The organism is Pseudomonas iridis (assembly GCF_017980685.1).
Lineage (GTDB): Bacteria > Pseudomonadota > Gammaproteobacteria > Pseudomonadales > Pseudomonadaceae > Aquipseudomonas > Aquipseudomonas iridis.
In genome coordinates, this window is the sequence record NZ_JACXXO010000002.1 from 277761 (window position 1) to 299716 (window position 21956).

The 21956-nt window shown below is 60.3% G+C and carries 18 protein-coding genes; 10 read left to right on the forward strand and 8 right to left on the reverse strand.

The features are described 5' to 3' along the window. Positions 1–66 precede the first annotated feature (66 nt). The 7 genes from phaC to IEQ42_RS06265 form a co-directional block, all read right to left on the reverse strand. Entirely contained in the window at positions 67–1746 is a 1680-nt protein-coding gene (phaC, locus tag IEQ42_RS06235; protein ID WP_210702914.1) for a class II poly(R)-hydroxyalkanoic acid synthase, read from the reverse strand. Positions 1747–2004: 258 nt separating this feature from the next. Next, entirely contained in the window at positions 2005–2376 is a 372-nt protein-coding gene (locus IEQ42_RS06240) for a gamma-butyrobetaine hydroxylase family protein (protein ID WP_150593932.1), read from the reverse strand. Between the two features lie 76 nt (positions 2377–2452). Beyond that, positions 2453–3790: an ATP-dependent protease ATPase subunit HslU gene (gene hslU, locus IEQ42_RS06245; protein ID WP_042557256.1), complete on the reverse strand. Its 1338-nt coding sequence runs from the start codon at positions 3788–3790 to the stop codon at positions 2453–2455. Between the two features lie 48 nt (positions 3791–3838). After that, positions 3839–4375, reverse strand: coding sequence for an ATP-dependent protease subunit HslV (hslV, locus tag IEQ42_RS06250; RefSeq protein WP_003220875.1), 537 nt, complete (start codon positions 4373–4375; stop codon positions 3839–3841). Between the two features lie 219 nt (positions 4376–4594). Continuing rightward, a complete protein-coding gene (locus IEQ42_RS06255) occupies positions 4595–5290 on the reverse strand; it encodes an SPOR domain-containing protein (protein ID WP_150593934.1) in 696 nt (231 codons plus the stop codon). 1 nt (position 5291) lies between these two features. Next, positions 5292–7028, reverse strand: a complete 1737-nt coding sequence (gene argS, locus IEQ42_RS06260; RefSeq protein ID WP_210702915.1) for an arginine--tRNA ligase — start codon at positions 7026–7028, stop codon at positions 5292–5294. A gap of 239 nt (positions 7029–7267) precedes the next feature. Continuing rightward, positions 7268–9487, reverse strand: coding sequence for a primosomal protein N' (locus tag IEQ42_RS06265; RefSeq protein ID WP_047299391.1), 2220 nt, complete (start codon positions 9485–9487; stop codon positions 7268–7270). 332 nt (positions 9488–9819) lie between these two features. Here IEQ42_RS06265 and rpmE point away from each other — a divergent pair, with 332 nt between their 5' ends. The 3 genes from rpmE to IEQ42_RS06280 all read left to right on the forward strand — a co-directional run bounded on the left by rpmE (position 9820) and on the right by IEQ42_RS06280 (position 12315). Beyond that, positions 9820–10047, forward strand: coding sequence for a 50S ribosomal protein L31 (gene rpmE / locus IEQ42_RS06270; RefSeq protein WP_016984589.1), 228 nt, complete (start codon positions 9820–9822; stop codon positions 10045–10047). A gap of 65 nt (positions 10048–10112) precedes the next feature. Continuing rightward, positions 10113–10862 (forward strand): thermonuclease family protein, encoded by a 750-nt coding sequence (locus IEQ42_RS06275; protein WP_215729564.1) that lies wholly within the window; start codon positions 10113–10115, stop codon positions 10860–10862. Between the two features lie 184 nt (positions 10863–11046). Then, entirely contained in the window at positions 11047–12315 is a 1269-nt protein-coding gene (locus tag IEQ42_RS06280; RefSeq protein WP_210702917.1) for a malic enzyme-like NAD(P)-binding protein, read from the forward strand. A 337-nt stretch (positions 12316–12652) separates the two neighbouring features. On the opposite strand, the gene IEQ42_RS06285 is transcribed toward IEQ42_RS06280, so the two are convergent. Beyond that, a complete protein-coding gene (locus IEQ42_RS06285; protein WP_210702918.1) occupies positions 12653–15100 on the reverse strand; it encodes a penicillin-binding protein 1A in 2448 nt (815 codons plus the stop codon). 216 nt (positions 15101–15316) lie between these two features. Here IEQ42_RS06285 and IEQ42_RS06290 point away from each other — a divergent pair, with 216 nt between their 5' ends. The 7 genes from IEQ42_RS06290 to aroB all read left to right on the forward strand — a co-directional run bounded on the left by IEQ42_RS06290 (position 15317) and on the right by aroB (position 21955). Further along, positions 15317–16381 (forward strand): pilus assembly protein PilM, encoded by a 1065-nt coding sequence (locus tag IEQ42_RS06290; RefSeq protein ID WP_210702919.1) that lies wholly within the window; start codon positions 15317–15319, stop codon positions 16379–16381. Further along, positions 16381–16947, forward strand: a complete 567-nt coding sequence (locus tag IEQ42_RS06295; protein ID WP_150593940.1) for a PilN domain-containing protein — start codon at positions 16381–16383, stop codon at positions 16945–16947. Before IEQ42_RS06290 ends, IEQ42_RS06295 begins: the two co-directional genes overlap by 1 nt. Next, complete coding sequence (gene pilO, locus IEQ42_RS06300; protein ID WP_210702920.1) at positions 16944–17567, forward strand: type IV pilus inner membrane component PilO; 624 nt, start codon at positions 16944–16946, stop codon at positions 17565–17567. The genes IEQ42_RS06295 and pilO overlap by 4 nt, the downstream gene beginning before the upstream one ends. Further along, a complete protein-coding gene (locus IEQ42_RS06305) occupies positions 17564–18091 on the forward strand; it encodes a pilus assembly protein PilP (RefSeq protein ID WP_210702921.1) in 528 nt (175 codons plus the stop codon). Before pilO ends, IEQ42_RS06305 begins: the two co-directional genes overlap by 4 nt. 13 nt (positions 18092–18104) lie before the next feature. Further along, complete coding sequence (locus IEQ42_RS06310; protein ID WP_210702922.1) at positions 18105–20180, forward strand: type IV pilus secretin PilQ; 2076 nt, start codon at positions 18105–18107, stop codon at positions 20178–20180. Between the two features lie 4 nt (positions 20181–20184). Continuing rightward, on the forward strand, positions 20185–20703 hold the full coding sequence (aroK, locus tag IEQ42_RS06315; protein WP_042557267.1) for a shikimate kinase AroK: 519 nt from the start codon (positions 20185–20187) through the stop codon (positions 20701–20703). Positions 20704–20854: 151 nt separating this feature from the next. After that, entirely contained in the window at positions 20855–21955 is a 1101-nt protein-coding gene (gene aroB / locus IEQ42_RS06320; protein ID WP_210702923.1) for a 3-dehydroquinate synthase, read from the forward strand. Position 21956 lies beyond the last annotated feature (1 nt).

Genomic DNA, 21956 nt, shown 5'->3' on the forward strand with positions numbered 1-21956 from the left:
CAGCTACAAGCCGCAAGCTTCAAGCAGAACTTGCTCAGCTTGCGGCTTGTAGCCTGTGGCTTGCCGCTATCTTTCATGTACGTAAGTGCCCGGCGATGCTTCGCCCGCCGGGTAAGCCTTGTTGCCCAGTTTGGTCGGGGCCTTTTTCAGGTTGCCCGCCCGCTCGGCCTGCCACGCCTGCCAATGCAGCCACCAGGAATCCGTGTGCTTGGTCGAGTTCTCTTGCCAGTCTTCGGCATTTGCGGCCATCTCTTCGCCGGTCATGTATCGGGATTTCGGGTTGCCCGGCGGGTTCAGAATGCTTTGGATATGGCCGCTGCTCGACAACACGAACTCCACTTTGCCACCAAACAATTGCGCCGACTTGTAGCAAGACTTCCACGGGGTGATGTGGTCATTGGTGCCGGCCAGCGAATAGATATCGGCGGTGACCTGCTTGAGGTCGATCGGTGTGCCGCACACTTCCAGTGCATTGGCACGAATCAGTGGATTGTTTTTGAACATCTCGATCAGGTCGCCGTGGAACGCTGCCGGCAACCGTGTGGTGTCGTTGTTCCAGAACAGGATGTCGAACACCGGCGGCTCGTTGCCGAGCAGGTAGTTATTGACCCAGTAGTTCCAGATCAGGTCGTTGGGGCGCATCCACGCGAAGACCTTGGCCATGTCTTTGCCCTCGAGCACCCCGGCCTGATACGAATGGCGCTTGGCGGTCTCCAGGGTCTGTTCGTCGACGAACAGGGCGACGTCGCTGTCGAGCGTGGTGTCGAGCACGCTGACCAGCAGGGTCAGGGCATTGACCTTGTTCTGGCCGAGCGCCGCATAGTGGCCGAGCAGGGCGGTGCAGGTGATGCCGCCGGAGCAGGCGCCGAGCATGTTGATGTCTTTGCTGCCGGTGATCGCGGTGACCACGTCGACCGCCTCTTTCAGCGCATCAATGTACGTCGACAGGCCCCACTCGCGCTGCGCCTTGGCCGGGTTGCGCCAGCTGACAATGAAGGTCTGTACGTTGTTGCGCAGGCAGAAACGCGCCAGGCTCTTGTCCGGGCTCAGGTCGAATACGTAAAACTTGTTGATCTGCGGCGGCACCACCAACAGTGGGCGCTCGTGGACTTGCTCGGTGATCGGGCGGTACTGGATCAGCTCCAGCACATCGTTGCGAAACACCACGGCGCCTTCAGTCACGCCCAGGCTCTTGCCGACCTCGAACGCGCCCATGTTGACCTGGCTCGGCATGCCGCCGTTGTGCACCAGATCCTTGGCCAGATGGGAGAGGCCGTCGAGCAGGCTTTTGCCACCGGTTTCGAAGAAGCGCTTGACCGCTGCGGGGTTGGCCGCGGTATTCGTCGGGGCCATGGCCTCGGTCATCAGGTTGATGACGAAGTGGCCACGCGCGATGTCTTTGGGCGACAGGCTGCTGTCGTCGATCCAGGCATGGAGTTCCTTGCGCCACGCCAGATAGGTTTGCAGATAACGTTTGTAGAGCGGGTTCTGGCTCCACGCAGGATCAGCGAAGCGACGGTCATCGCCTGCCGGTTGCAGTTCGGATTTGCCAAACAGCACGTTTTTCAGTTCGAGGCCGAAATGAGTGACGTGCCTGACGCTATGGATCGGTTGTTTGATGGCCTGTTTGAGCACCATACGAGCAGAGGCCAGCAGATCCTTTCCGCGCAGCCCAACGACGGGATTAAGCCCCAAGGTGTTTTCCGAGGCTTGGTACTTCAGGTCATCGTTATTCTTGTTACTCATCTACGACGCTCCATTGTCCTGAGACGAGTACCCGGCTATCTGCTGTGCAGTTCCACAGCGATTGCCAGGTACTACTGCTCGGGTGACCGTTAATTCTGCATAGCTGCTTTACAGTCGTAGAGCACTGCAGGGAACTTGCCAGCTCCATTGGTTACCCGAGTTTAATTTTTTTCGCAAGCGGGCCGATCCTCGACGCCACAGCGGAGCATTCAAACAGATGAAGTTAGAAAATGCCCTCTAAAGAGCAGGACCCTCGGACTAGAGCATCAGCTTGACGATTGACTCGTCCGGATCACGGGTTTTACCAGCGGCTTTGAGCTCGGCCAGATAATCGGCCCAGAGTGCGTCATGACGTCGCCCCAGCTCATAGAGATATTCCCAAGTGAACAAGCCACTGTCGTGGCCGTCATCGAAGGTCAGTTTCAGTGCGTAGTGACCGGCCGGTTCCAGCTTGCTCAGACCGACGTTGAGCTTGCCGAATTGCAGGATCGGTTTGCCGTGGCCCTGGACCTCGGCGGAGGGGGAATGCACACGCAGAAATTCCGCGGGCAGGGTGAACTCCTCGCCGGACGCGTAGGTGAGCGTCAGGGTTTTCGAGGCTTTGTGAAGTTTGATGTCGGTAGGAATCATAGGGAAAGCCTTCAGCTGCAAGCTACAAGCGGCAAGCTTAACTCAGCTTGCCGCTCGCGGCTTGCAGCTTGCAGCTCTACAGAATGTAGCGGGACAGGTCTTCGTTCTGCGCCAATTCGCCGAGGTGGCTGTTGACGTATTCAGCGTCGATCAGGATCACCTTGTCATCGTGACTGCTGGCCAGATCGCCGGCACTGAACGACACCTCTTCCAGCAGGCGCTCGAGCAGTGTGTGCAGACGACGAGCACCGATGTTCTCGGTCTTCTCGTTGACCTGCCAGGCGATCTCGGCGATGCGCTTGATGCCTTCGGGCTGGAACTCGATGTTCAGGCCTTCGGTTTTCAGCAGCGCGCAGTATTGCTCGGTCAGCGAGGCATGCGGTTCGCTGAGGATGCGTTCGAAGTCTTCCGGGCTCAGGGCCTTGAGTTCGACGCGGATCGGCAGACGACCTTGCAGCTCCGGTACCAGATCGCTCGGCTTGCTCAGGTGGAATGCGCCAGACGCGATGAACAGGATGTGGTCAGTCTTGACCATGCCCAGTTTGGTGTTGACGGTGCAGCCTTCAATCAGTGGCAGCAGGTCGCGCTGCACACCCTCGCGGGACACGTCGACGCCGCCGGAATTACCGCGCTTGGCCACTTTGTCGATCTCGTCGATGAACACGATGCCGTGCTGCTCGACCGCTTCGAGGGCCTTGGCCTTCAACTCTTCTTCGTTGACCAGACGCCCGGCTTCTTCGTCGCGCACCAGTTTCAACGCTTCTTTGACCTTGAGCTTGCGCGACTTCTTCTTGCCCTTGCCCATGTTGGCAAACAGGCTTTGCAACTGGTTGGTCATCTCTTCCATGCCCGGGGGCGTGGCGATCTCGATGCCGGCCACTTCGGCGACTTCGATCTCGATTTCCTTGTCGTCCAGCTGACCTTCGCGCAGACGCTTGCGGAACAGCTGACGCGTGTTGGAATCCTGACTCGTCGACTCATCGCTGTTGAAGCCCATGCGGGCCGGCGGCAGCAGTGCGTCGAGGATGCGATCTTCGGCAGCGTCCTCGGCGCGATGGCGAACGCGGGACATTTCCTGTTCGCGCAGCATCTTGATCGCAGCATCGGCCAGATCACGGATGATCGACTCGACGTCACGGCCAACATAGCCGACTTCGGTGAACTTGGTCGCTTCGACCTTGATGAACGGCGCGTTGGCCAGTTTCGCCAGACGACGGGCGATCTCGGTTTTACCGACACCGGTCGGGCCGATCATCAGGATGTTCTTCGGGGTCACTTCAACGCGCAGCTCTTCAGGCAGCTGCATGCGGCGCCAGCGGTTGCGCAGGGCAATCGCGACGGCGCGCTTGGCATCGTCCTGGCCGATGATGTGGCGGTTGAGTTCGTGGACGATTTCGCGGGGAGTCATGGACATAATTTTTGGCGGTCCTCAAGCAGAAAAAAGCCGTGGCACAGGGCCGAGTCAGGCTTCTTCAGCGAGATCCTGCTCCTCAATAGTCTGAGTGTGGTTGGTGAATACACAGATGTCGGCGGCGATACCAAGTGCGGTTTCGACGATTTCGCGAGCCGACAGATCGGTCTTTTTCAGCAGCGCGCTGGCCGCAGCCTGGGCGTAACCGCCACCGGAGCCCATGGCGATCAGGCCGTTTTCCGGTTCGACCACGTCACCGTTGCCGGTGATGATCAGGGATGCATCCTTGTTGGCGACCGCGAGCATGGCTTCGAGGCGGCTGAGGGAACGGTCGGTGCGCCATTCTTTGGCGAGTTCGACAGCGGCGCGGATCAGGTGGCCCTGATGTTTCTCGAGCTGGCCTTCGAAGCGTTCAAACAGGGTGAAGGCGTCGGCGGTGGCGCCGGCAAAACCCGCGATGACCTGGCCGTGGTACAGGCGACGAACTTTCTTTGCGTTGCCTTTCATCACGGTGTTGCCGAGAGAAACCTGGCCGTCGCCGCCCATGACGACTTTGCCGTGGCGGCGGACTGAAACGATGGTGGTCAAGGGAAGAGTCTCCACGCAGCGGGGCGAAAATGCCTATGCCCATTCATATGGGGGTGGTGGAGAGGATTTCAACCGGGGAGGGCGTGGAGGGACGAACGGCGACCCCCTGTAGGAGCTGCCGAAGGCTGCGATCTTTTGATCTTGATCTGAAACAAAATCAAAAGATCGCAGCCTTCGGCAGCTCCTACAGGGGATTTGTGGCGCCCGTGTGGGAGGAAATCAGCGGCTCTGGCGTTGTTGTAACAACAGGTTGCTGAAGCCGCTGCCGGCCAGTTGTTTTTGCGCCGTGGTCAACTGCTCACGGTTGCTGAACGGGCCCACCAGTACGCGATACCAGGTCTCATCTTTCACCGTACCCGACTCAACCGCCACCGCCTGGCCGAGCAAAATGATCTGCGCCCGAACCTTGTCCGCATCCGCCTCTTTGCGGAACGAACCGGCCTGGAGGAAGAATTTGGTCACCGGCGCTGCTTTCACCGGAGGTGCCGGCGGCGGGGTAATGCCCGCCAGTGCTGCCTGAGCCCGCGCAGTGTCGATTTTTGCGGCTTCCGCCGGGGTGACCGGTGTGGTCGGCACTTGAGGCGTCGGCAGGGTTTTCTCCGGTACGGCGTCCGCCGGCACGATCACTTCCGATTCCGGCAGCAGGGTGTAGAAGTCGTACTTCGGCTTCACCGGTTGCGTCGGGCTCGGCGGGGTCTTGTTGGCTTCGGCGATTTTCGCTTTCTGCTGTTGCTCGACCTTCTCGCGCTTGACCGTGTCGCTGCCTTTGCCAGGCTCCAGCTTCATCAGGAACACGATGAACGCACCGACCGTCAGGCCGATGGCCATCCACAGCCATCCCGGGATCGGCTGCTTCGCAGGCGCCTGGTAACGGCTGGCGCCACGTTTGGGGGCAGGTTTTTTCTTGGCAGCCAACTTACATACGCTCCAGAGTTTCCAGACCCAACAGCTCCAGGCCTTGCTTGAGGGTGCGACCGGTCAACGCGGCCAGACGCAGACGGCTCTGCATCTGGGCCGGGGTTTCGGCGGTGAGGATCGGGCAGTTCTCGTAGAAGCTCGAGAACAGGCCGGCGACGTCGTACAGGTAGGTGCAAAGAATGTGCGGCGTACCTTTATCGGACACGTTGTTCAGCACTTCGCCGAACTGCGCCAGCTTGGCTGCGAGCTCATGTTCGTGTGCCGCTTCGAGGACGATCTGGCCGTCGACTTCGCTGAAGTCCTTGCCCAGTTTGCGGAATACACCGGCCACACGGGTGTAGGCGTACAGCAGGTATGGCGCGGTGTTGCCTTCGAAGTTGAGCATCAAATCGAAGTTGAAGCTGTAGTCGCTGGTGCGGTGTTTGGACAGGTCGGCGTATTTCACCGCACCGATGCCGACGACCTTGGCGATGTTGCGCAGCTCGTCTTCGGCAAGCTCCGGGTTCTTCTCCTTCACCAGGTTGTAGGCGCGGTCCTGAGCTTCGGTCAGCAGATCGATCAGCTTCACGGTGCCGCCGTCACGGGTCTTGAACGGACGGCCATCGGCGCCGTTCATGGTGCCGAAACCCATGTGCTCCATTTCCATCGGATGGGTCACGAAACCGGCCTTGCGTGCCACGGCAAACACTTGCTGGAAGTGCAGCGCCTGACGCTGATCGACGAAGTACAGCGCGCGGTCGGCTTTCAGTTTGCCGCTGCGATAGCGCACGGCTGCCAGGTCAGTGGTGGCGTACAGGTAGCCGCCGTCAGCCTTGACGATGATCACCGGCAGCGGGTCGCCGTCGGCGTTCTTGAACTCGTCGAGGAACACGCACTGGGCGCCGTTGCTCTCGACCAGCATGCCGGCCGCTTTCAGGTCGTTGACCACATTGATCAGGTCGTCGTTGTAGGCGCTTTCGCCCATCACGTCGGCCATGGTCAGTTTGACGTTGAGCAGTTCGTAGATCTTCTGGCAGTGCGACAGCGAGATGTCCTTGAACCTGGTCCACAGCGCCAGGCACTCGGCGTCGCCGGCCTGCAACTTGACCACCAGGCCACGGGCGCGGTCGGCGAATTCGGTGGACTCGTCGAAACGCTGCTTGGCGGCGCGGTAGAAGTTTTCCAGATCCGACAGTTCGTCGCTGGTGATCGGGTTCTCTTGCAGATAGGCCATCAGCATGCCGAACTGGGTGCCCCAGTCGCCAACGTGGTTCTGACGGATCACTTCGTCGCCGAGGAATTCAAGTACGCGTGCCACGCCATCGCCAATGATGGTCGAGCGCAAGTGGCCGACGTGCATCTCTTTGGCCAGGTTCGGCGCAGACAGGTCGACCACGGTGCGCTGCGCAGGACCTGCCTTGCGCACGCCGACATGGGCGTCGGCCAGGGCAGCGTCGAGTCGCGAAGCCAGCGCCTGAGTGTTCTGGAAGAAGTTGATGAAGCCCGGGCCGGCGATTTCGGCCTTGGTGACGTTCTCGTCAGCCGGCAGCGCAGCGATGATTTTTTCCGCCAGATCGCGCGGCTTCATGCCCGCAGGCTTGGCCAGCATCATCGCGATGTTGCTGGCGAAGTCGCCGTGAGTCTTGTCACGAGCGTTCTCCACCTGAATCGCCGGCGTCAGGCCTTCAGGCAACACACCTTCGTTGACGAGTTGGGTGAGGGCTTGTTGGATCAGCTGGCGAATGGTGTCTTTCATGGTCTTCTCTTTCGACCGCAAGCGCGGCGGCGCATCGATGCGCGGGTGGAAAAACTGGGCATTATCCGTTGCGAAGACGGGCTTGCCAACCTTAGCAGGCAGCTTATGGATATGTGGTGACAAATAGACCGCTTTCGCGAGCAGGCTCGCTCCCACATTGGATCTGCGGCGTTGATACATTATGTGTCTGGCATCAATCCCTCGTAGGAGCGAGCCTGCTCGCGAAGGCGATCTTCAGGTCAATACAAATCGACCGGATCGACATCTAAAGACCAACGCACCGCCCGCCCGCTCGGCATCTGCTCCAGGACCAGCAACCAACTGGCCAGCAGCCGATGCAGCGGTGCCCGTGCTGTCGCCTGCAGCAGCAACTGCGCGCGATAACGCCCGGCACGCCGCTCCATCGGCGCCGGCACCGGCCCCAGCAGTTCAATCCCGTTCAGCCCCTGCTCGACCAGTAAACGCTCGGCCTCGCTGCACGCCTCATCGAGAAAACCTTCGGCCTGCCCCGGCTTGTGCGCTTCGGCACGCAGCAGCGCCAAATGCGCGAACGGCGGCAGGCCGGCGGCGCGGCGCTCGCTCAAGGCCTGTTCGGCAAAGGCGAAATAGCCCTGTTCGGTCAGTTGCACCAATAAAGGATGGTCGGCGAGGTGGGTCTGAATGATCACCTTGCCAGGCTCTTCCGCCCGGCCGGCCCGTCCGGCGACCTGCACGATCAGCTGCGCCATGCGCTCGCTGGCGCGGAAGTCGCCGGAGAACAAGCCACCGTCGGCATCGAGAATCGACACCAGCGTCACCCGCGGGAAATGGTGCCCCTTGGCCAACATCTGTGTGCCGACCAGAATGCAGGGCTGGCCCTTCTGGATCGTTGCGAACAGCTGATTCATCGCGTCCTTGCGCGACGTACTGTCGCGGTCGACCCGCAGCACCGGGTAATCCGGGAACAGAATCGCCAGGCGTTCCTCTGCGCGCTCGGTACCGGCGCCGACCGGGCGCAGATCGACCTTGTTGCACTTCGGGCATTGGCGCGGTGTGCGCTCGACGTAGCCGCAATGGTGGCAGCGCAATTCGCCGTGGCGCTGGTGAACCGTCATCCGCGCATCGCAGCGTGAACATTCGGACATCCAGCCGCAATCGTGACAAAGCAGCGTTGGTGCAAAACCGCGACGGTTGAGGAATACCAGCACCTGTTGCCCATTTGCCAGGGTCTGGCCAATGGCTTGCTGCATCGGCCCGGAAATCCCGCTGTCCAGTGGGCGGCTTTTCACATCCAGGCGCAGGAAGCGCGGTTGCTTGGCACCACCGGCGCGTTCGTTCAGGCGTAGCAGGCCATAACGGCCGGTGTAGGCGTTGTGCAGGCTTTCCAGCGAAGGCGTGGCGGAGCCGAGGACAATCGGGATGTTTTCCTGCCGCGCGCGCACCAGCGCCAGATCACGGGCGTGGTAGCGCAAGCCTTCCTGCTGTTTATAGGAGCCGTCGTGCTCTTCGTCGATGATGATCAGCCCCGGATTCTTCATCGGGGTGAACAGCGCCGAGCGGGTGCCGATAATAATGTCGGCCTCGCCGTCGCGGGCGGCGAGCCAGGCTTCGAGGCGCTCGCGATCGTTGACGGCCGAGTGGATCAGGGCGATCCGCGCGTTGAAACGTTGTTCGAAGCGCGCCAGCGTCTGCGGACCGAGGTTGATCTCCGGGATCAGCACCAGCGCCTGTTTGCCGGCCTCGAGGGTTTCGCGGATCAGTTGCAAATAGACTTCGGTCTTGCCGCTGCCCGTGACGCCGGCCAACAGAAACGCGTGATAACTGTCGAAGCCTGCGCGAATCGCCTCATACGCAGCGCGCTGCTCTGGATTGAGCGGCAGCTCCGGTTGCGCCAGCCAATGTTCATGGCGTGCGCCGGGTGCATGGCGGCGGATCTCGACTTGCACCAGATTTTTCGCCAGCAGCAGATCGAGACTGTCCTTGCTCAGCATCAGTTTGCTCAGCAACTGATGGGCGACGCCGTGAGGGTGTTGGGCCAGCGTGGTCAAGGCTTCACGCTGACGCGGCGCACGGGCGATGCGCGGATCGTCGACGCTGGCGCCCGGCATTACCGACCAGAAGCGCTCCTGCCGGGCTTCGGCCAGTTCACCCTGACGCAATAGCACCGGCAGCGCCCAGCTCAAGGTGTCGCCCAGGCTGTGCTGATAATACTGGGATGTCCAAAGGCACAGCTTGAATAGCGCTGGCGGCAGTGGCGGGGTGGCGTCGAGGAGGGCCAGCGCCGGTTTGAGTTTCTCCACCGGCACTTCGCTGGTGTCGGTCACCTCCACCAGAATGCCGATCATCTCGCGTCGGCCAAATGGCACCCGCAGGCGCATGCCCGGTTGCAACTGCGCGCGCAGTACGCCAGCCGGCGCCCGATAGTCGAACAGGCGGCGCAAAGGCGAAGGCAGGGCGAGGCGCAGAATGGCGTCGGGCACGCGGGGGGATCTCGATCAGCAGACGATTAAAAGGATTGGGTACATAACCTGTGGGAGCGAGCCTGCTCGCGAAAGCGGTGTGTCAGGCGACGAAAATGCTGGCTGATAGATCGTCTTCGCGAGCAGGCTCGCTCCCTCAGGGACAGCGCAATGGGTCGGGAGCCTAGCAGACAGTCGGTTCTGTGTCCTCCGTCAGCATTGAACAGCTTTTCTGATGGAGGGCACCCGGGACAGCTTGCGTGATTGCAAAGGTCTGGTAGAATCCGCGGCCTAATTACGTGCGGTATTCAACAATAGTGTTGGATGGCGGCACGCTAGCTGAGGAAGACACCATGAAAGCTGATATCCACCCGAATTACCCAGTCATCGCTGTTACCTGCAGCTGTGGCAACAAGTTTGAAACCCGTTCGACCTTCGGCAAAGCTCTGCCAATCGACGTGTGCAACGAATGCCACCCGTTCTACACCGGTAAGCAAAAGACTCTGGACACTGGCGGCCGCGTTCAGCGCTTCGCAGACCGTTTCGGTGCTTTCGGCAAGAAACCTGCTGCTGCAGAGTAAGGTTGAAGAGCCCGGTGGGCTTTTCCTCGCTGCTGAAAAAGGCGTCCCTTGCGGGCGCCTTTTTTATGCCTGCGATTTGGCTTTCCACCGCGCTTGCGTACTGCCCGACACCCGCCGGGCTGACGCAAATCGCCGTGCAGCGCGTGGTCGATGGCGACACCTTGCGCCTGAGCGACGGCCGCAGCGTACGGATGATCGGCCTCAATACGCCTGAACTCGGCAAGCAGGGTCGCAGCGACGAGCCATTCGCCATTGCTGCGCGTAAACGCCTGGAAGCACTAGTGGCTGACAGCGGCGGGCGCGTCGGTGTGCTTCCCGGCAAAGAGTCAAAAGACCATTACGGCCGTACGCTGGCCCATCTCTACAGTGCCAGCGGCGCCAACCTCGAAGCGCAAATGCTCGCCGATGGCCTGGGTTTCCAGGTCGCGGTGGCGCCGAATGTCGATCTTGTTGCCTGTCAGCAAGCGGCTGAACGCGAAGCGCGACAAGCGGGTCGAGGCCTCTGGCGGCAATCACCTGTACTGAAAGCAGAGCAGATCCAGCGCTCGGGTTTCGCTGTGGTCAGTGGCCGTGTGAGCAAAGTGCAACGCAATCGCGGTGGAATCTGGATCGAGTTGCAGGACTCGCTTGTATTGCGTGTTGCACCCAATCTGGTCGGACAATTTGACAATGCTCGCTTGCAAGCGCTGAAGGGCAAGCAAATCGAGGCGCGTGGCTGGGTGGTCGATCGTTCGCGGCGCGGTGGGTTGAAACCGGGTCAGCCGCGTTGGCTGCTGCCACTGACCGATCCTGCCATGCTGCAGAGCGCACGCTGAATAAAAATTGTAGACATTTTTTCTGTCGATTGTGAACAGTCAAGCCCTTGTGCGCCGTGGCTCTTGGCCCAAAGTCGTAGGGCAGGGCGCTTGACAGGGGTGACCGCTCAGTCTTGTGGGGACTTTGCGAGGCGCGTATCCTCGCTGACCAGTCTGTCCAACAGTAAAAAAGCGGAATGCCAAAATGTCTGATCTGAAAACTGCCGCTCTCGAATACCATGCTCATCCTCGTCCAGGGAAGCTGAGTGTCGAGCTCACCAAGGCCACTGCTACCGCCCGCGACCTGTCGCTGGCCTACAGCCCCGGCGTAGCTGAACCAGTGCGCGAGATCGCTCGCGATCCTGAACTGGCCTACAAGTACACCGGCAAGGGCAACCTGGTTGCAGTCATTTCCGATGGCACCGCGATTCTCGGCCTGGGTAACCTCGGCCCATTGGCTTCCAAGCCCGTCATGGAAGGTAAAGGCGTGCTGTTCAAGCGCTTCGCCGGCATCGACGTGTTCGACATCGAAGTCGACTCCGAAAGCCCGCAAGCCTTCATCGACACCGTCAAGCGTATCTCCATCACCTTCGGTGGCATCAACCTGGAAGACATCAAGGCCCCTGAGTGCTTTGAGATCGAACGTGCTCTGATCGAGCAGTGCGACATTCCGGTATTCCACGATGACCAGCACGGCACCGCGATCGTGACCGCTGCGGGCATGATCAACGCCCTGCAAATTGCTGGCAAAACCCTGCCGGAAGCGAAGATCGTCTGCCTGGGCGCCGGCGCTGCCGCCATCTCCTGCATGAAGTTGCTGGTGAGCATGGGCGCAAGCATCGAAAACATCTTCATGGTTGACCGTACCGGCGTGATCCACTCCGGCCGTGATGACCTGAACCAGTACAAAGCCGTGTTCGCCCACGCTACTGACAAGCGCAGCCTGGCTGACGCGCTGCAAGGCGCTGACGTATTCGTCGGTCTGTCCGGCCCGAACCTGCTGAGCGCTGAAGGCCTGCTGTCGATGGCGGCAAATCCGATCGTGTTCGCGTGCTCGAACCCGGATCCGGAAATCTCCCCGGAACTGGCTCACGCTACCCGTAGCGACGTGATCATGGCGACCGGCCGTTCGGACTACCCGAACCAGGTCAACAACGTTCTGGGCTTCCCGTTCATCTTCCGTGGTGCCCTGGACGTTCGCGCCAAGCGCATCAACGAAGAAATGAAAGTGGCTGCCGCCAACGCCCTGCGCGAACTGGCCAAACTGCCAGTGCCTCAGGACGTGTGCGATGCCTACGGTGGTGCTCCGCTGGCATTCGGTCGTGAGTACATCATTCCGAAGCCAATGGACAAGCGCCTGATCACCCTGATCTCCGACGCTGTGGCCAAAGCCGCAATCGAGACCGGTGTGGCAACCCTGCCGTATCCGAAGAACTACCCGCTGAAAAGCGTGGATGACGTGTTCAACGGCTAAGCTGTTGTAGCGCTTCAAGCAAAAGCCCCGGTTCATTATGATTCGGGGCTTTTTTGTGGCTGCCAAAAGCCCCTCACCCTAACCCTCTCCCAGAGGGAGAGGGAACCGATCGAGCTGTCTTGCCCTATACATCGACCTGAATGACCGAGTCGATTATGGATTCACAGCAAGACTTTCAGGTCAGCGTATTTCTCCAGCATCCCGCGATCAGCCCCCTCTCCCTCTGGGAGAGGGTTAGGGTGAGGGGACTCTCGATATGAAATGCCAATCCCGGCGCGCAGAAAACAAAAAGCCCCGCACTTCTCACGAAGGCGGGGCTTTTCAATGTGCGCCGGGATCAGAACAAATCGATCGGCGCCTGCTCATCCGCCGGCAGCGGACTGCCCGGCACGGAGCCATTCCCCAGCTCATTCACCGATGGCGGCGTGTCCTCAGCCTTGAACAGCTCGAAGTAGGCTCCCGGCGTGCTCGGCGTCGCCGCGCGACCACTGGCCGGATCCACCCGCAGGCTCAGCATACCTTCCGGCTCAGGCTGCACGTGCGGCGGCTTGTCCTTGAGGGCGGCCGCCATATAGTTCATCCAGATCGGCAGTGACACTGTGCCGCCGAACTCGCGGCGACCGAGGCTTTCCGGCTGATCGAAACCGGTCCAGACCGTGGTCACGTAATCGGCGTTGTAACCGGAGAACCACGCATCTTTCGATTCGTTGGTCGTACCGGTTTTACCGGCGATGTCGCTGCGGCCCAAGGCTAGCGCACGACGCCCCGTGCCGCGCTTGATGACGTCCTGCAGCATGCTGTTGAGGATGTATGTCGTGCGAGCGTCGACGATGCGTTCAGCGACTGCCGGCGTTTGCGGCACGGCAGCGGTGCCCGGTGCTTCGCCCGGCACCGGCGCGGCGTTGACGGTAAACGATTCAGTGGCCGGCGCCGCGAGGCCATCAGTGGCCGAGGTATCCTGCGGAACGGTCGGCGGATTGGCGACGAACAGCGTGTCGCCATTGCGGCTTTCGATCTTGTCGATGATGAACGGGGTGATCTTGTAGCCGCCGTTGGCGAACGTGGCCCAACCGGTGGCGATCTCCATCGGCGTCAGCGTTGCGGTACCCAGCGCCAGCGACAGGTTCGGCGGCAGGTCCTGCTTGTTGAAGCCGAAGCGAGTGATGTAGTCGATGGTCTTGCCTACGCCCATTGCTTGCAGCAGGCGGATCGAAACCAGGTTGCGCGACTTGTACAGCGCTTCGCGCAAGCGGATCGGCCCGAGGAAGGTGTTGGTGTCGTTCTTCGGGCGCCAGACCTTATCCAGATACTCGTCGACGAACACGATGGGGGCGTCGTTGACCAGCGTGGCGGCGGTGTAACCGTTGTCCAGCGCAGCGCTGTAGACGAACGGCTTGAAGCTCGAGCCCGGCTGACGCTTGGCCTGCATGGCGCGGTTGTAATTGCTCTGCTCGAAAGCAAAACCGCCGACCAGCGAGCGGATCGCGCCGTTCTGTGGATCCAGCGACACCAGTGCGCCTTGCGCCTGGGGAAGCTGGCTGAACTTCAGCGAATTGTCTTTCTGACGCTGCACGCGAACCAGATCACCGATCTGCGCAACATCCGACGGTTGGCGCGGGTTGGCGCCCATGCTGTTGGTATTAAGGAACGGCCGCGCCCATTTCATGGTGTCCCACGCAACATGTTCATCGCCAGTGCGGGTCAGCACTTGCAGGCCATCCTTGTCGACCTGAGTGACGATGGCCGGCTCAAGGCTACTGATGGTGCGTTGTTTGGTCAGCTCGGTGGCCCATGCTTCGCGGGTCTTGCCCGGCAGGCGCGATTCGGGGCCACGGTAGCCGTGACGCTGATCGTAGGTCATCAAGCCTTCATGCAGCGCGGTGTTGGCCATTTCCTGCAGGTTGCTCGGCACCGTGGTGGTGACCCGAAAACCCTCGGTGTAGGCGTCGCTGCCATAACGACCGACCATTTCGGCACGGGCCATTTCGGCAATGTACGGTGCGTTCACTTCCGGGGTGGGCACGTGATAGCTGGCGTTCAGAGGCTCGTTGATCGCCGCGGTGTACTCAGGCTCGGTAATCTTGCCGAGCTTGTACATGCGCCCCAGGATCCAGTCGCGACGCTCTTTACTGCGCGCCGGGTTGGCCAGCGGATTGAAGCGCGAAGGGGCTTTCGGCAGGCCGGCGATCATCGCCATCTGCGCCAGGCTGACGTCGCGGATCGACTTGCCGTAATACACCTGCGCCGCCGCCTCGATGCCGTAAGCGCGGTTGCCCAGATAAATCTTGTTCACGTACAGCTCAAGGATCTCGTCCTTGGTCAGTTGCCGTTCGATCTGCAAGGCCAGAAGAATTTCAGTGGCTTTGCGCGAGAAGCTGCGTTCGCTGGAGAGGAAGAAGTTCTTCGCCACCTGCATGGTGATGGTGCTGCCGCCGGACTGAATGTGACCGCTCTTGACCAATTGAGTCGCGGCACGCATCAGGCTGCTCGGATCGACGCCGTAGTGGTTGGCGAAGTTGTCGTCTTCAGCACTTAGTAACGCATTAATGAAATTGGGGGGAATGTCGGCGAAACGGATCGGAGTACGGCGCATTTCGCCAAACTCTGCGATCAACTTGTCGTCGCTGCTGTAGACCCGCAGGGGAATCTGCAACTGAATGCTTCGCAGAGCCTCCACAGACGGCAAACCCGGACTAAGGTAAAGATAAGCGCCGCTGAGACCTAAAAGCAGTCCGCAGAAAACGGCGACGATGGACCAACCGAAAAATTTCAGCAGACGAATCAAGGCTTTTGGACATCCAGAGCAAAAAATGAATTTGGCGACGGGGTTCCGGCTACACACAGAACGGTCCGCGCAGGCAGTAAAAAGCGGAAAAAATCGCTGGGCATTATAAGCACTTTTCTGCTGGGGGCGTCATTTGCGCTTCTGTCAAGACGGGGTGAAGGAACGCAATGTGTATTACAGAGTCCGTAACTCACGGAAAGTCATAGGGAATTGGTAGTGCTGGGACTCTTCAATAAAAAGACCAATGCGTTACTGGGGATCGACATCAGCTCCACGTCGGTGAAGCTGCTGGAACTTAGTCGTCAGGGTGATCGCTACCGGGTCGAGGCTTATGCGGTGGAGCCGCTGCCACCGAACGCCGTGGTCGAAAAAAACATCGCCGAGCTCGAGGGCGTGGGCCAGGCCCTGACCCGGGTGCTGGGCAAGGCACGCACCGGGCTGAGAGGCGTGGCGGTGGCAGTGGCCGGGTCAGCGGTGATTACCAAGATCATCGAGATGGACGCCGGACTTTCCGACGACGAACTGGAAAACCAGCTCAAGATTGAAGCCGACCAATACATTCCCTATCCGCTGGATGAAGTCGCCATCGACTTCGAGGTTCAGGGTGTGTCACCGCGCAACCCCGAGCGGGTCAACGTGTTGCTGGCCGCCTGTCGCAAGGAAAACGTCGAAGTCCGTGAAGCGGCACTGGCGCTGGCCGGGTTGACCGCGCGTGTGGTGGACGTCGAAGCGTACGCGCTGGAGCGTTCGTTCGGCTTGCTCGCGACGCAGCTGGCGGCTTCTCAAGAGCGCTTGACCGTGGCGGTGGTCGACATCGGCGCCACCATGACCACCCTCAGCGTCCTGCACAACGGCAAGATCATCTACACCCGCGAGCAGTTGTTCGGCGGCCGGCAATTGACCGAGGAGATCCAGCGTCGCTATGGCCTGACCATCGAGCAGGCGGGGCTGGCAAAGAAGCAGGGCGGTCTGCCCGACGATTACGTCAGCGAGGTGTTGCAGCCGTTTCGCGAGGCGCTTGTACAACAGGTATCGCGTTCGTTGCAGTTTTTCTTCGCTTCCGGCCAGTACAACGCGGTCGATCATATTCTGCTCGCTGGCGGCACGGCGTCGGTGCCGGGGCTGGACCGGCTGATCGAACAGCGCCTGGATACTCCGACCCAGGTGGCCAATCCGTTTTCCAATATGGCCCTGAGCAGCAAGGTCAACGCCGGGGCGCTGGCCAGTGACGCGCCGGCCTTGATGATCGCCTGCGGGCTCGCGCTCAGGAGTTTCGACTGATGGCGCGGATCAACCTTTTACCCTGGCGCGAGGAGCGCCGCGAAGAGCGGCGCAAACGCTTCCTGCTGGCGCTGACCGGCGTGGTGGTCGGTTCGATCGGCGCGGTGTTCATTGCCGATCAGATCATCAGTGCGGCCATCGACCGGCAAGTGGCGCGCAACGACTACATCGGCAAGCAAATTGCCGTGGTCGACGAACGCATCAAGCAGATCAGCGAACTCAAGGCCCATCGCCAGCAGCTGGTCGAGCGCATGCGCATCATTCAGGACTTGCAGGGTAACCGGCAGGTCAGCGGACGAATCTTCGATCAACTGGCGCGCACATTGCCCGACGGTGTGTATTTCACTGACGTGAAGATGGCCGGTAAAACCTTGTCGATCAGCGGTGCGGCGGAGTCGAACAACCGCGTCTCCGAGCTGATGCGCAATCTGGATGCGTCCGACTGGTTCGACGCGGCAAGCCTCACTGAAGTCAAAGCGACCAGTGCCGATCAGGTGGAGCAGACCAACGTCTTTCAGCTGACCGTTCGTCAGACCCAGCCGAAGATTGTGGAGGACGAGCAATGAAGCCGTCCGAATGGCTGGAGAGTCTGCGCAACATCGATTTCAACGATCTGGACACCAGCAACATCGGGTCGTGGCCGGGCGCAGTCAAAGCCATCGCCGGGGCGCTGTTGATGGTGCTCGTGTTGGCGTTTGGCTATAACTTTTTCATCAGTGACATGCAAAACCAACTGCAGCTCAAGCGCGAAGAAGAGGCCACGCTGAAGGAGCAGTTCGCCAGCAAAGCGCGCATATCCGCCAATCTGGATCTGTACACCCAGCAGATGAAGGAGATGGAAAACTCCTTCGGCGTGCTGCTGCGTCAATTGCCCAGTGACACCGAAGTGCCGGGCTTGCTGGAAGACATCACGCGAACGGGCTTGGGCAGTGGTCTTGAGTTCGAGGAAATCAAACTGTTGCCGGAGGTCACCCAGCCGTTTTACATCGAGCTGCCGATCCAGATTACCGTCACTGGCGCCTATCACGACCTCGCCACGTTCGTCAGTGGCGTGGCCGGTTTGCCACGCATCGTGACCCTGCATGACTTCGAACTGGCCCCGGCCAGCAAAGAAGGTGGGTCGAAGTTGCGCATGAGCATCCTCGCCAAGACCTACCGCTACAACGACAAGGGGCTGCAAAAATGACCCCGAAACGTTGTTGCGCCGGGTTGATGGCACTGCTGGCATTGAGCGGTTGTGGTGCCAGCAATGACTTCAGCGACCTCGACGCCTACATGAATGAAGTGCGCTTGCGTCCGGCAGGCAAGATTGAACCAACACCCACATTCCGGTCTTACCCAGCATTCAGTTACAGCGCTGCCAACCTGCGCAGTCCGTTCTCGCGTCAGGTGCGCGTCGATCTGGCCGGGCACAAGCGTGGTTCGCGCAACGTCAAGCCCGATCCTGGTCGGGTCAAGCAATACCTCGAAGGTTTCAACATCGAGCAGTTCGAGATGGTCGGCACGATTGCCAATGCTTCCGGTTCCTTCGCGCTATTGCGTGGCGCCGGCGGGGTGCATCGCCTGAAGGTTGGCGATTACCTGGGCCGCAACGATGGCCGCATTGTCGCCATCAGCGCCACCCAGGTCGATGTGGTTGAAATCGTGCCCGACGGTGAAGGCACCTGGCTGGAACGTCCGCGCACCATTCCTTTGAAAGAGCATTCATAGTGGAAGTCGAATAATGAACAGGATTTTCTCCACCCTCGGTTTTTCGCTATGGATAGCGCTGTTGTCACCGATGGTACAGGCGGCCAACTTGAAGGCGCTGGATGTGGCAGCGTTGCCGGGTGATCGAGTCGAACTGAAGCTGTCGTTCGACGGCCCGCCGCCGCAGCCCAAGGGTTACACCACCGAGTCACCGGCGCGAATTGCGCTGGACTTGCCCGGTGTGGCCAGTCAGTTGGCGAGCAAAAATCTCGATCTGGGCAGTGGCAATGCGCGCACGGCCACGGTGGTTGAAGCCAAGGACCGCACGCGGCTGATTGTCAGTCTCACGCAATTGGCGCCTTACGACACACGGGTTGAGGGCAACTATCTGTTCGTGGTGGTTGGTCAGGGCGCGCCGGCCAAGGCGCCGCGACCGGCAGTGGCGGCACCACGCGTGGCGACTACTGCTGCCCCCGCCAAGGCGTTCGTGGCGAAATCCCGCGCCATTCGCGGTGTGGATTTTCAGCGCGGCACTGCGGGCGAGGGCAATGTCGTCATCGACCTGTCCGACCCGACCATCGCCCCGGATATCCAGGAGCATGACGGCAAGATCATCCTCAGCTTCGCCCGTACGCAATTGCCGGAAAAGCTGCGGGTGCGTCTCGACGTGAAGGATTTCGCCACGCCAGTGCAATTCGTCAACGCCGGCGTAACCGGTGATCGCACGGTCATTACCGTCGAGCCCAGCGGCACCTTTGACTATTCCACGTTCCAGACCGATAACAAACTGACCGTCAGCATCCGTCCGATGACCTTCGATGACCTGCAAAAACGCAACGCCGATCGTCAGGCCTATGTCGGTGAAAAGCTCTCGTTGAACTTCCAGGACATTGACGTGCGCTCGGTGCTGCAACTGATCGCCGACTTCACCAACCTCAATCTGGTGGCGAGCGACACGGTGCAGGGCGGCATCACCCTGCGTTTGCAAAACGTGCCGTGGGATCAGGCGCTGGATCTGGTGCTGAAGACCAAAGGCCTGGATAAACGCAAAATCGGTAATGTGCTGCTGGTGGCCCCGGCTGATGAAATTGCCGCGCGCGAACGTCAGGAGCTGGAGTCGCAGAAGCAGATCGCCGAACTGGCGCCGCTGCGTCGTGAGCTGTTGCAGGTGAACTATGCCAAGGCTGCGGACATCGCCAAGCTGTTCCAGTCGGTGACCAGCGCCGAGGCGAAGATCGATGAGCGTGGGTCAATCACTGTCGACGAACGGACCAACAACATCATTGCCTACCAGACTCAGGATCGCCTCGACGAGCTGCGGCGGATCGTGGCGCAACTGGATATTCCAGTGCGTCAGGTGATGATCGAGGCGCGCATCGTCGAGGCCAACGTCGATTACGACAAGAGTCTGGGGGTGCGCTGGGGTGGTTCGATCCAGAACAAGGGCAACTGGAATGCCTCCGGGGTCAACGGTTCATCGACCACCATCGGCACGCCGGGCAGCACCAGTACCAACTCGCCGTTCGTCGACATGGGGACCGTCGGCAATACTTCCGGGATCGGTATCGCGTTCATTACCGACAACGTTTTGCTCGATCTGGAGCTGACGGCCATGGAGAAGACCGGCAACGGTGAAATCGTTTCGCAGCCCAATGTGGTCACCTCCGACAAAGAGACCGCGAAGATCCTCAAAGGCACCGAGATTCCTTACCAGGAAGCCAGCTCCAGCGGCGCCACGTCGGTGTCGTTCAAGGAGGCTTCGCTGTCGCTGGAAGTGACCCCGCAGATCACCCCGGATAACCGCATCATCATGGAGGTCAAGGTCACCAAGGACGAACCGGATTACCTGAACAAAGTGCAGGATGTACCGCCGATCAAAAAGAACGAGGTCAACGCCAAAGTGCTGGTCAATGATGGCGAAACCATCGTGATTGGGGGGGTTTTCTCAAATACTCAGAGCAAGGTCGTAGATAAGGTGCCATTTCTTGGCGATGTGCCGTATCTTGGCCGCCTTTTCCGGCGTGATGTGGTTTCGGAGAAAAAATCCGAGCTGCTGGTATTTCTCACTCCGCGTATCATGAATAACCAGGCGATTGCTGTGAGTCGTTGATTCTGTGCGAAATTTGATTCTTGTAGGTCCGATGGGTGCTGGCAAAAGCACCATCGGCCGATTACTGGCCAAAGAGCTGCGCCTGCCGTTCAAAGATTCCGACAAGGAAATTGAACTGCGCACGGGCGCCAATATCCCGTGGATCTTCGACAAGGAAGGCGAGCCGGGCTTTCGTGACCGTGAGCAGGCGATGATCGCCGAGCTGTGCGAGTTCGACGGCGTGGTGTTGGCGACCGGCGGTGGCGCGGTCATGCGCGATGCCAATCGCAAGGCCCTGCATGAGGGCGGGCGCGTGGTGTATCTGCACGCTTCCGTCGAACAGCAGGTCGGCCGCACTTCCCGCGATCGCAATCGACCGTTGCTGCGCACCGCCGATCCGGCGAAAACCCTGCGTGACCTGCTCGCCATCCGTGATCCGCTCTATCGGGAAATTGCCGATCTGGTGGTGGAAACCGACGAACGGCCGCCGCGTATGGTAGTGCTCGACATTCTCGACCGTCTGGCGCAGCTTCCTCCCCGTTAAAGCATCGCCCGAAATGCGCTATCCTCGGCGTCCTGTCACAGCCCGCCAAGGTTGTGGCGGATGGCGTGCCGGTGGCGTCATACCCGCTACAGGCCGCAGTAACCAATAATTCAGGGCAGGACGCCTGCTTCCATCTTCACTGTGGGGACACATGCAGACACTCAAGGTCGATCTAGGCGAGCGCAGCTACCCGATTCATATTGGCGAAGGTTTGTTGGATCAGCCCGAGTTGCTGGCTCCGCATATCCACGGGCGCCAGGTGGCAATCATCTCCAATGAGACCGTTGCGCCGCTCTATCTCGAACGTCTGACGCGCAGTCTGGCGCAGTTCTCGGTTATTTCCGTGGTGTTGCCGGACGGCGAAGCCTTCAAGAACTGGGAAACCCTGCAACTGATCTTCGACGGTTTGCTGACCGCCCGTCATGATCGCCGCACTACTGTTATCGCCCTTGGCGGCGGTGTGATCGGCGACATGGCCGGTTTCGCCGCTGCCTGCTATCAGCGCGGCGTCGACTTCATCCAGATCCCCACCACGTTGCTGTCCCAGGTCGATTCGTCGGTGGGCGGCAAAACCGGGATCAACCATCCGCTGGGCAAGAACATGGTCGGCGCGTTCTATCAGCCGAATGTCGTGCTGATCGATACGGCGTCCCTGAAAACCCTGCCACCACGCGAGCTGTCGGCGGGTCTGGCTGAGGTCATCAAGTACGGTCTGATCTGCGACGAGCCGTTCCTCGGCTGGCTCGAAGACAACGTCGACGCCTTGCGCGCGCTGGATCAAACAGCCCTGACTTACGCCATCGAGCGCTCCTGCGCAGCCAAGGCTGCGGTGGTCGGCGCCGATGAGAAGGAAACCGGCGTACGCGCCACGCTCAACCTCGGCCACACCTTCGGCCACGCCATCGAGACCCACATGGGCTATGGTGTCTGGTTGCATGGTGAGGCGGTGGCGGCTGGCACTGTGATGGCGCTGGAGATGTCAGCGCGTCTGGGCTGGATCAGCGAACAGGAGCGCGATCGCGGCATTCGCCTGTTTCAGCGGGCCGGCCTGCCAGTGGTTCCGCCTTCTGAAATGAGCGAAGCCGATTTTCTTGAACACATGGCAATCGACAAAAAAGTGATCGACGGTCGTCTGCGCCTGGTGCTGCTGCGCCGGATGGGTGAAGCGGTAGTGACCGACGATTATCCGAAAGAGGTTCTACAGGCCACGCTGGGAGCGGATTACCGCGCCCTGGCTCAGCTTAAAGGTTAAT